The sequence below is a fragment of the Tianweitania sp. genome (assembly GCF_032053605.1).
In the GTDB taxonomy this organism is placed as follows: Bacteria; Pseudomonadota; Alphaproteobacteria; order Rhizobiales; family Rhizobiaceae; genus Tianweitania.
This window is the reverse complement of sequence record NZ_DAMBUH010000065.1, coordinates 10,004-20,243: the sequence shown is the minus strand read 5'-3', so window position 1 is coordinate 20,243 and position 10,240 is coordinate 10,004. Positions and strand designations below refer to the sequence as shown.

Below are 10,240 nucleotides of genomic sequence, written 5' to 3'. Positions count from 1 at the left end.
ATCCACGCCCGAGGCGCCGCGCCGGCCCGACCGCCCGCGCAGCGAAAGCTATTACGACACCAAGAGCCAGGTCTTTTCCGCGCTGATCGACACGATCGACCTGTCGCAGCTGGCCAAGTTGGACCCCGAAACGGCGCGCGAGGAAATCCGCGACATCGTCAACGATATTATCGGCATCAAGAATTTCGCGATGTCGATTGCCGAGCAGGAAGAACTGCTCGAAGATATCTGCAACGACGTACTGGGTTACGGACCGCTCGAGCCGTTGCTGGCACGCGACGACATCGCCGACATCATGGTCAATGGCTCGCGGCAGGTGTTCATCGAAGTGAACGGCAAGGTCGAGCAGACCGGCATTCGCTTTCGCGATAACCAGCAGCTCCTCAATATCTGCCAGCGCATCGTGTCGCAGGTCGGCCGGCGCGTCGATGAAAGCTCGCCGATCTGCGATGCGCGTTTGCCGGACGGATCGCGTGTTAACGTCATTGCCCCGCCCTTGGCGATCGATGGCGCAGCCCTCACGATCCGAAAATTCAAGAAGGACAAGCTGACGCTCGACCAGCTGGTGCGCTTCGGTGCGATCTCGCCGGAAGGGGCGGAGGTCCTGAAGATCATCGGCCGGGTGCGCTGCAATGTCGTGATTTCCGGCGGTACGGGCTCCGGCAAGACGACGCTGTTGAACTGTCTGACCAACTATATCGACCGCGACGAGCGCGTCATCACCTGCGAAGATTCTGCCGAGTTGCAGCTGCAGCAGCCGCATGTGGTGCGCCTGGAAACGCGCCCGCCGAACCTCGAAGGCGAGGGCGAGGTAACGATGCGCGATCTCGTGAAGAACTGCCTGCGTATGCGGCCCGAACGCATCATCGTCGGCGAAGTGCGCGGACCGGAAGTGTTCGATCTGCTGCAGGCCATGAACACCGGCCATGACGGCTCGATGGGCACGATCCACTCCAACAGCCCGCGCGAATGCTTGAACCGCGTGGAATCCATGATCGCCATGGGCGGCTTTTCCCTGCCGCAAAAGACAGTGCGCGAGATCGTGGTCGGTTCCGTCGACATCATTATCCAGGCCGCGCGTTTGCGCGATGGCTCGCGCCGCATCACGCACATCACGGAAGTGGTGGGCATGGAAGGCGATGTGGTGATCACGCAGGACCTCGTGCTCTACAACATCAAGGGCGAGGACCAGAATGGCCGCCTGATCGGGGAGCATGTGTCGACCGGGATCGGACGCCCCGCCTTCTGGGATCGCGCCCGCTATTATGGCGAGGAAGCACGCCTGGCCGCAGCACTCGAAGCCATGGAAAAGCGGGCTGCATGATGTTCGGCGGGGCACGCAGATGAGCACATCGATCCTGCTTCTCGTGCTTCTGGCTGGCGTCAGCGCCGGCCTTGTCGCCTATGTCTTTTTGTTCGACCGCATTGCCGCGGAAAAGAAGGCCGGGCGCCGGCTGGAAACGGTGAAGGCAGCCGACACGTCGCGCGCCAACGTCAAGGCCACGCGCGATCGCGCCGCCGAAATCGCCAAGCGCCGCAAGTCGGTTCAGGACTCGCTGAAGGATCTCGAGGAAAAGCAGAAGATCCGGGACGCCAGTACCAGGAAGCCGCCGCTGAAGATCCAGATCCGCCAGGCCGGCATGACGGTGGCGATGGATCGCTTCTATCTTTATTCCGTGCTGAGCGGCCTCGGTCTGACGCTCGTCGCCTTCATCCTCGGCATGCCGATCTATCTTCTGCCAGGCGTGCTTCTGGCCGGCGCCGTGGGCTTGCCGCGCTGGTTCGTGTCCTTCAAGCGCAAACGGCGCGTGAAGGCTTTCTTGGCCGAGTTTCCCAATGCGCTGGACGTGATCGTGCGCGCCGTCAAATCCGGTCTGCCGCTGAATGACGGCATCCGGTTGATCGCGCATGAAAGCCGCGAGCCGGTGAAGACCGAGTTCCGCCGCATCGTGGAAGCGCAGCAGTTGGGCCTTTCCGTGCCGGAAGCGGCCATGCGCATGGGCGAAACCATGCCCTGCCCGGAAGCCAACTTCTTTGGCATCGTGATCCAGATCCAGAGCCAGGCCGGCGGCAACCTGTCGGAAGCGCTGGGCAACCTGTCGCGCGTGCTGCGCGACCGCAAGCGCATGAAGGACAAGGTCAACGCACTGTCGATGGAAGCCAAGGCCTCCGCCGCCATTATCGGCGCACTGCCCTTCATCGTGGCGATCCTCGTTTATCTTTCGAGCCCGGCTTACATCATGCCGCTTTTCACCACGAGCACGGGCAATCTGATCCTTGTCGTCTCCGGTATCTGGATGTCGATCGGCCTGTTCGTCATGCGCAGCATGATCAATTTCGAGGTCTGATCGCGATGATGGATGCGATCTATTCCGTGGTGGAAGATCCGGCCGTCGCCATGGCGGTGCTGGTATCGCTGGCGGTGTTTGCCACGATCTACACGGTGCTACCCGCCTTCAGCGGCGGTTCTTCGCTGAAGGTGCGGATGAAGACGGTGGCTCTGGAACGCGACGAGTTGCGTGCCAAGCAGCGTGCGCGCCTGGCGGCCGAGGCAGATCGTCGCCGCAAGGGCGGTGGTTTGCGCGAGGAACAATCGGTCGGCATGCGCGCGGTGGTGGACCGGCTCGATCTTCGCCGTGCCTTGGCGGATGAAAGCACGGTCAATTCCCTGCGCGTGGCCGGTTTTCGCGGCCAGAACCCGCTGACGCGCTTCCTTTTCTTCCGCCTGGTGCTGCCCTTTGTGGGCTTGGCGCTGGTGTTGTTTTACCTGCTGGTGATGGGCGGGCTGGCGGAGAAGCCGTTTTTCATCAAGGCCTTCGTTTGCGTGCTGGGCGCTTATGCCGGCTTCTATCTGCCGGTGCTTTACGTCACCAACCGCGCTTCCAAGCGCAAGGCCTCGATCCAGGCCGCTTGGCCGGATGCGCTCGATTTGATGCTGATCTGCGTGGAATCCGGCATGTCGATCGAGGCTGCCTTCCGCAAGGTGGCGGAAGAAATCGGCGCGCAGTCGGTCGAGCTGGCGGAAGAGTTTATCCTCACCAATGCCGAGCTGTCCTTCCTGCAGGAACGCCGGCAGGCCTATGAGAATCTCGGCGCACGCACGGGACTGGAAACCGTGAAGAGCGTGACGCAGGCGCTGATCCAGGCAGAGCGCTACGGCACGCCCGTGTCGTCGGCACTGCGCGTGTTGGCGCAGGAAAGCCGCGAGTTGCGCATGAACGCGGCCGAAAAGAAGGCCGCAGCCCTGCCGCCGAAGCTGACCGTACCGATGATCCTGTTCTTCCTGCCGGTGCTGTTTGCCGTGATCTTAGGGCCGGCGGGCATTCAGGTGTCGGAACGGTTTGGATCAGGCGAGGCCGCGCGGCCAGCTGAGTAGCAGTTCAGAGACTGCTGCCGACACGAAGACGAAGGATCGTCGTTCGTGCTATCAAAGCGATACTCGATCGAGAGTCACGACATGATAGCCTTTGTTCAAGTCATCATCGGAGTGGTGCTAGGCAGCCTCATTATCGCGCTGTGCTTCTTCATTGGCTTGAGATTGAAGAAGCCGCGGTTGCCGAAACCGCTCCCTGGATCAGCAGACCAAACCGTTTACGGATCAAGCGCCCCAACGTCCTTCGGGGATTAGAAGGGTGCATATCCGAGTACGGACGTCTTCGTTGCCAGGTCTATAAACCTGCCACTCCTTGCATCGGCCGCCGGAACCCCGTCGGGCCACCATACAGATACCCGATCCGCTCCACGGCGGCCGACAATGATTCACGGGTGACACACATCGTGTGGCCGCTGGCATGGATGATTTCATCGGGGCCGGTGACGATGGCGACGTGGCCTTTCCAGAAGACGAGGTCACCGCGCTTGAGGAGCGCCATGTCGGGGCCGGGCTGGACGCCTTCGCCTATTGTGCTGGCCTGCATGTCGGTGTCGCGCAGGGCATAAAGGCCGGCCATGCGCATGGATAGCTGCACGATGCCGGAACAGTCGATGCCGAAGCCGGAGGAGCCGCCCCAGAGATAGGGCGTGTTGATGAGGCTTTCGGCGACATCGACATAATCGAGCACCGCATAGGGCAGGGGCTGCAGGTGCTTGGTGATCAGCGCCTCGCCGTTTTCCAGCAGGGAATAGCCGGTGCCGCGCGTCTCGGCTTCGCCAGTGATATGAACGAGGCTGCCGATCGACAGGCTGCGGCGGCGAGGAAAGCGCAGGTCGGGGCCGGGATACACGAAGGTGCGCGGCGCGGTCACGACATGTGTGGGCTCTACCAGAACCGGCGCTAACGCTTCCGCCTGGACATAACCGACATAGCCATCCGCAGCCTGGATCCAGGCGAAGCCGTCGGCCTGGTCGAACACGCGCACGTCCTCGCCATGAAGGATCTGGGTGTCCATGCCGGCTTCGAGCGTGGGTTGCCGGAGAAGGTCGGCGACGGGAGCGACGATGCGGGCGGGCTGGCCTTCCACGTAATCGCGGGCTTCCACCTGGCCGCTGAGGCGGATGTCGGCGAGATCGTCGCGGAAGGCATGAAGGCGGCGATCGAGGGTGGTCATGTCGGTAAGTCCCGTGCTTTGGCAATGATGATGTCGCCGATCCCCTCGACGAACAATGAACCTTCAACGGTACGGCGTACGAGAACGTTGCGCCGGTCCGTTTCGTCGCGATGGCGCGACACGAGCTTCAGCGCGCCCATCGTGTCGAGTGCGCGCGTGATCACCGGCTTGGTGACGCTGAGCTTGGCGGCAAGCCCGCGGATCGTATGCGGCGGCGGATCGAGGTAGATGGTGAGCAGGATCGCCATCTGGCGCGTGGTGAGATCCGGCGCGTCATTGAGCACCTGCGCGAGCAAGGTGGAGCGCCACAATCCGAGTGCCTGTCCGGGACGCAAAGTAACCGGCATCGCCTAAGCGCTCGCATTCGTTTCGGATCCGTATCAAGCTAGATCAGGCTCGAAGCCTATGCAAGCGCCGGCTTGGGCGTCAGGCGCCGAACCGACGGGTCAGGAACCGCTCGAGCGCACGGATACCCTGCGCTTCGCCGCCGACCGGGCAGTGGGGGCGATCGGTTGGGTTCCAGCCATAGATGTCGAAATGTACCCAGCTATGGGCTTTCTCCACGAACTTGCGCAGGAACAACGCTGCCGTGACCGCGCCGGCCATGCCGTCGGCATTGACGTTGTTGGTGTCGGCGATCTTGGAAGCAAGGCGGGCGGCATAGGGCTTGTAGAGCGGCAGGCGCCAGAGCGGGTCGGCGCTAGCATCGGCTGCAGTCGCGATGTCGAAGGCAAGCGCGGTGTCTTCGGTAAAGAAGGGCGGCACATCGGGTCCGAGCGCCACGCGGGCGGCACCCGTCAGCGTCGCCATGTCGATCAGGAGGTCGGGGCTTTCCTCGTCGGCCAGCGCCAGGGCATCGGCCAGAACCAAGCGGCCTTCCGCATCGGTGTTGCCGACTTCCACCGTTATGCCCTTGCGGCTTTGCAGGACATCGCTCGGGCGGAAAGCGTTGCCTGCGATCGAGTTTTCAACGGCGGGGATCAGAACGCGCAGGCGAATGTCGAGCTTGGCTTCCATCAGCATGGAAGCGAGGCCCAGCACGTTGGCGGCGCCACCCATGTCCTTCTTCATGAGCAGCATGTTGCTGGCCGGCTTGATGTCGAGGCCGCCGGTGTCGAAGCACACGCCCTTGCCGACCAGCGTCACCTTGGGCGAACCGCTGCGGCCCCAGGTCAGGTCGATCAACCGCGGCGCCTGGTCGGAGGCACGGCCAACGGCATGGATCATCGGGAAATTGGCCTTGAGCAGGCCGTCACCCGATGTCACCTCGACCCTGGCTTTGAAGCGCGAAGCAAGGGCGCGGACGGCGTCTTCCAGCTGGGCCGGGCCCATGTCGTTGGTCGGTGTGTTGATGAGATCGCGTGCCAGAAACACGCCATCGGCAATGCGGCTCACATGCGCGGCATCGACATCGTCGCCGACGGCCACACGCAGCGCACGCGTCGGCTTCTTGCCGTAGCGCTCGAAGGAATAGCTACCCAGAACCGTGCCGAGCGCGGCGAGTGTCGCGTCACCGGGGACATCGGAAAAATACCAGTCGCCGGCAGGCAGAGCGCGGGCAAGTGCGCCACTGGACAGCGCGGTCAGCCCACCTTCATCAGAGGCGCCCATGCCGCAAAGCGCGCCGCCGAGCTGGCCACTGTCGGTCGGAAAGCAAAGAACGCGGCCGGCTTCGCCCGAAAACTCATGCAACTTTGCCCATTCGCGGGCTGCCGTCGGCCAAGCCGCGTCAGACCCGTTCTTCGCAACCAGATAGATCGGCAGTGCCTTGTCCGGGCGCTTGGAAAGAAGTTCAACGGGCATGACTCGAGTCCACTCTGATGTGCGTTCGGCTGAGGCTGTTCTAAGAGCGGGAAGGGCGGCTGTCGACCTCGGGCAGAACGCCAGTGAAAGCAAGGATGCTGTTTAACGCTCCGTTAGGGTTAACGGAATATTGCTGATGCGGCAGGGCAAGAGCAGGGGGCGCCGCAGATGTCCGTCAATCGTCAGACAGTGTTTACGGCCGAGCCTTTGCTCAAGGCCGGCTTGGCCCTGATGCTGGCAGCCGGCGTTGCGGCCTGTTCACAAACCAGCCGCGAAACGACGGGCTCGATCGCTCCCGCAGCCTCGGGCCGTTCGGTCGAGCAAATGTCGAGTGCGGAGTTGCAGGGTGTCGCGCAGCGGCTCGGCCAGTCCTACGCCAAGCAGCCAAGCGACAAGGCGACAGCGCTGCGCTACGCCGCGGTTCTGCAGATGAGCGGCAGCACCGATCAGGCGCTGGCGGTGATGCGCAAGTCGGCGATCGACCATCCCAAGGATCGCGACGTGCTGGCGGCCTACGGCAAGGCGTTGGCAGCCGACGGTCAGTTCGAGCCGGCCTTACAGGCGGTGCGCCGTGCGCAAACCCCGGAATATCCGGACTGGCGGCTGGTTTCCGCCGAAGCGGCGATCCTCGACCAGCTCGGCCAGAATGCAGAAGCGCGTAATCTTTATACGCGCGCCCTGGAGCTGAAGCCCGGTGAGCCGTCCGTTCTGTCGAACCTCGGAATGTCCTATGTGCTGACCGGCGATCTGAAGACGGCCGAAGCGACGATGCGCAAGGCCGCCGCCTCGCCGGGTGCCGACAGCCGCGTGCGCCAGAACCTGGCTCTGGTGGTGGGGCTGCAGGGGCGCTTTGCGGAAGCCGAGGCGATTGCCAGCCAGGAACTCTCGCCCGATCAGGCGCAGGCCAATGTCGCCTATCTCAGAGGCATGCTGGCGCAGCAGAATGCCTGGAACGACCTCAAGAAAGAAGACAAGGCGCGGAAGACCAACTGAGGTCCTGCCGCGCCTTGCAATAATGGAAATGCCGGAAGCGCCTCCTGAAGGCGCTTCTTTTTTGCCGGCTGGAAGCTGGGCTTAGAACTTCCAGGTCAGGCGGACGCCGGCCGATTCCAGACCATCATTCGAAGAACCGAGATTGGCGTTCGAGATGTGGTTGAGGAAGGCTTCGGCGCCGAGCTTTTCCGTGATGTCGACACCGGCCGTCGCCTGAAGGTGGAACAGGACGTTGGAGCCGAGATCGCGCTCGTCGCCTTCGTCATTGGTGCGCTTGGAATCGGTGTTGAGCGAGCCGCCCAGGCTGAAGCCGAGGTAGAAGCGCTGCGTCAGGTAGGCCTGCCAGTTCAAACCGGCATAAAGAACATGGATCGGATCGTCGGAGATCGCGATGTCGGTGCCGATGTAGGGACGCGGCGAACCGATGCCCTGCAGGAAGTCGAAGCTCGGAAACAGGAACTCGCCGTTGATCACGCCGCCGCTGAACGAGTCCGGCGTGAACGGGCCGGCATCATAAGCGCCGCCGCCAAGACGGACTTCGTATTTGTCGGCATTCTTGCCGATCTGGATGCCGCCAAGGAAGCCTGCTTCCTGTGCTGCAGCCGGGGCCGCGCCAAGCGCCAAAAGGGCGCCGAGCGCCAGCAAAGATTTCTTCATGTTCGACGTCCCGCCCGCCAATGATTCGACCGCGAAACTACGCCTGCTGGCTGGATTGGGAATTGCCATTCGTTAAGCTTTATCGCGCGAGCGGATCAGTGTTGCGCAACGGGCACAAAAAAGCCGGTACGCATATGCTGCATACCGGCTCGATACTTGTGTTGCAGACGTGCTGCGACGCTTAGCGGGCGCGGCGGCGCTCGCCGACCGGCTGGAACGCAACCTTGGCATGGTAGCCGCAATAGGGGCTCGCATCCTTGGCGTCGTTGCCGCAGAAGCTGAAATCTTCCGAAAGCGGATCGCCGTTCGGCCACTTGCAGGTGCGCTCGCTGAGTTCCACCAGATGCAAGCGGCGCGAGATCGGCACAACGACGTCGCTGGTCGGGCGAAGCTGCTGATGTGCCACCGGCTCGGCATCGAACTGCATCTGCAGCGCGTTTGCGCCGACCGAAGCCGTGATGATGCGCGGCGGCTGTGCGGTTGCAGGGCGAGCCGCAGCCGTGACCGTCCGCTGTACGGCGGTTGGGGTCGCAACCATCTTCTTTTTCGCGGCGGGAGCGGCCGTTGCGCGTCCTCGGCTGGAAAGCTTGAGGCGATGCACCTTACCGATCACGGCATTGCGGCTGACATTGCCGAGCTGTGCGGCAATCTGGCTGGCGCTCAGACCTTCGGCCCAAAGTTTCTTGAGGAGCTCGACCCGCTCGTCTGTCCAGTTCATGTTTCCACGCTCCGTTGACGGCACGGCAAGCCGAATCCGTCATCCTCCAGTCGCTTGAACTGGAGGATGTGCTACATATGCTCGGTGATAAGGTTCGCCGTACGAAATCTTGTTATCTCGTAAGCCGAACCTAGTGGTCGCGTGACTCCGTGACAAGAGTCCTGCGACGCCTGCGAATCAGTTTCTGCGGTTTTCCCCAGCTTGAACGTGGCCGCCGCAAGCTTCACGCAAGGGTAGACGGGCACCGCGCAAACCTGATGAGTCGCCGCGTGGACCAGCCTTTGGTCGCATGACTTCCCCGCCCTGGTTGCGTTGACTTCAAGGGTGAAAACACCAATATTGCCAGCAGAAGGCCGCCCCGAGGGCGGCTTTTTACTTTCTGCAGCATCAAGGGAAGCCAGGTTCGCCTGGCCCGCATCGCGCGGAGTTGAGACAATGACTGGATCGGCCACAGGATCGGCGCTTTACAACACGTTTGCACGGGCACCCCTCGCTTTCGAGCGAGGCGAGGGCACGTGGCTGATCACGGTGGATGGCGAGCGATATCTCGATTTTGCCGGTGGCATTGCGGTCAACTCGCTGGGCCATTCGCACCCCCACCTCGTGCAGGCGCTGACCGAACAGGCCGGCAAGCTCTGGCATACATCCAACCTTTATGAAGTGCCGGGTCAGGAAAAGCTCGGCCAACGCCTTGCCGCCGCGACCTTTGCCGACCGCGTCTTCTTCACCAATTCGGGTGCGGAAGCGCTGGAATGCGCGATCAAGACCGCGCGCCGTTATCATTATGCCAAGGGCAATGGCGCCAAGTTCCGCATCCTGACCTTTGAAGGTGCGTTCCACGGCCGCACCCTGGCAACGATCGCAGCCGGCGGACAGGCCAAATATATCGAGGGCTTCGGTCCCAAGGTCGACGGCTTCGATCAGGTGCCGTTCAACGACATCGCCGCGTTAAAAGCTGCGATCACGCCCGAAACGGCCGCGGTCCTGATCGAGCCCCTGCAGGGCGAGGGCGGCATCCGGCTGGCGCCGACAGCGTTCCTCAACGAGTTGCGCGCGATCTGCGACGAGCAGGATCTGCTGCTGATCTTCGACGAGGTCCAGACCGGCATCGGCCGCACCGGCAAGCTGTTCGCCTATGAGCGCAGCGGCGTGACCCCCGACATCATGGCGATCGCCAAGGGCATCGGCGGTGGCTTCCCCGTAGGCGCCTGTTTGGCCACGGAAGAAGCGGCATCCGGCATGGTGCCGGGCGTGCATGGCACGACCTTCGGCGGCAACCAGCTGGCAATGGCCGTGGGCAATGCCGTTCTCGATGTCGTGCTGGAAGACGGCTTCCTGGATGATGTCGTGCGCAAGGCCAATGTGATGAAGCAGGGTCTGGCCGAGATCGCCGATACCTATCCCGATGTCGTGGAAGATATCCGCGGTGACGGGCTGATGCTCGGGCTGAAATGCAAGATGCCGAACACCGTGGTGAATGCAAAACTGCGCGACGAGCATCTGTTGTCCGTGCCCGCCGGCG

At 62.7% G+C, this 10,240-nt stretch carries 10 protein-coding genes; 5 read left to right on the top strand and 5 right to left on the bottom strand.

Features of this window, described 5'->3' with window-relative positions; translation table 11 throughout:
* The 3 genes from RTX98_RS14225 to RTX98_RS14215 form a co-directional block, all read left to right on the top strand.
* A partial coding sequence (locus RTX98_RS14225; protein WP_312797395.1) for a CpaF family protein occupies window positions 1-1,324 on the top strand: 1,324 nt, incomplete at its 5' end.
* Window positions 1,325-1,343: 19 nt separating this feature from the next.
* Window positions 1,344-2,348: a type II secretion system F family protein gene (locus tag RTX98_RS14220; RefSeq protein WP_312797394.1), complete on the top strand. Its 1,005-nt coding sequence runs from the start codon at window positions 1,344-1,346 to the stop codon at window positions 2,346-2,348.
* Between the two features lie 5 nt (window positions 2,349-2,353).
* Complete coding sequence (locus RTX98_RS14215) at window positions 2,354-3,376, top strand: type II secretion system F family protein (protein ID WP_189503794.1); 1,023 nt, start codon at window positions 2,354-2,356, stop codon at window positions 3,374-3,376.
* Between the two features lie 292 nt (window positions 3,377-3,668).
* On the opposite strand, the gene RTX98_RS14210 is transcribed toward RTX98_RS14215, so the two are convergent.
* The 3 genes from RTX98_RS14210 to RTX98_RS14200 form a co-directional block, all read right to left on the bottom strand.
* The gene (locus RTX98_RS14210; protein WP_312797392.1) at window positions 3,669-4,547 is read right to left on the bottom strand and encodes a C40 family peptidase; all 879 of its coding nucleotides are present in this window, start codon (window positions 4,545-4,547) and stop codon (window positions 3,669-3,671) included.
* Window positions 4,544-4,894 carry a MarR family winged helix-turn-helix transcriptional regulator gene (locus RTX98_RS14205; protein WP_312797391.1) on the bottom strand — a complete coding sequence of 117 codons (351 nt, stop codon included), beginning with the start codon at window positions 4,892-4,894 and terminating at the stop codon, window positions 4,544-4,546. The genes RTX98_RS14210 and RTX98_RS14205 overlap by 4 nt, the downstream gene beginning before the upstream one ends.
* 79 nt (window positions 4,895-4,973) lie before the next feature.
* Entirely contained in the window at window positions 4,974-6,350 is a 1,377-nt protein-coding gene (locus tag RTX98_RS14200; protein WP_312797389.1) for a leucyl aminopeptidase family protein, read from the bottom strand.
* Window positions 6,351-6,518: 168 nt separating this feature from the next.
* Here RTX98_RS14200 and RTX98_RS14195 point away from each other — a divergent pair, with 168 nt between their 5' ends.
* Window positions 6,519-7,343, top strand: a complete 825-nt coding sequence (locus RTX98_RS14195; RefSeq protein ID WP_312797387.1) for a tetratricopeptide repeat protein — start codon at window positions 6,519-6,521, stop codon at window positions 7,341-7,343.
* An 81-nt stretch (window positions 7,344-7,424) separates the two neighbouring features.
* Here the strand turns inward: RTX98_RS14195 and RTX98_RS14190 are convergent, their stop codons facing one another.
* Both RTX98_RS14190 and RTX98_RS14185 read right to left on the bottom strand, forming a co-directional pair.
* Window positions 7,425-8,000 carry an acyloxyacyl hydrolase gene (locus RTX98_RS14190; RefSeq protein ID WP_189503782.1) on the bottom strand — a complete coding sequence of 192 codons (576 nt, stop codon included), beginning with the start codon at window positions 7,998-8,000 and terminating at the stop codon, window positions 7,425-7,427.
* 181 nt (window positions 8,001-8,181) lie between these two features.
* Window positions 8,182-8,718, bottom strand: coding sequence for a GcrA family cell cycle regulator (locus RTX98_RS14185; protein ID WP_312797383.1), 537 nt, complete (start codon window positions 8,716-8,718; stop codon window positions 8,182-8,184).
* A gap of 435 nt (window positions 8,719-9,153) precedes the next feature.
* Here RTX98_RS14185 and RTX98_RS14180 point away from each other — a divergent pair.
* Window positions 9,154-10,240, top strand: a 1,087-nt coding sequence (locus RTX98_RS14180) for an aspartate aminotransferase family protein (RefSeq protein WP_312797381.1), incomplete at its 3' end; no start/stop codon positions are given.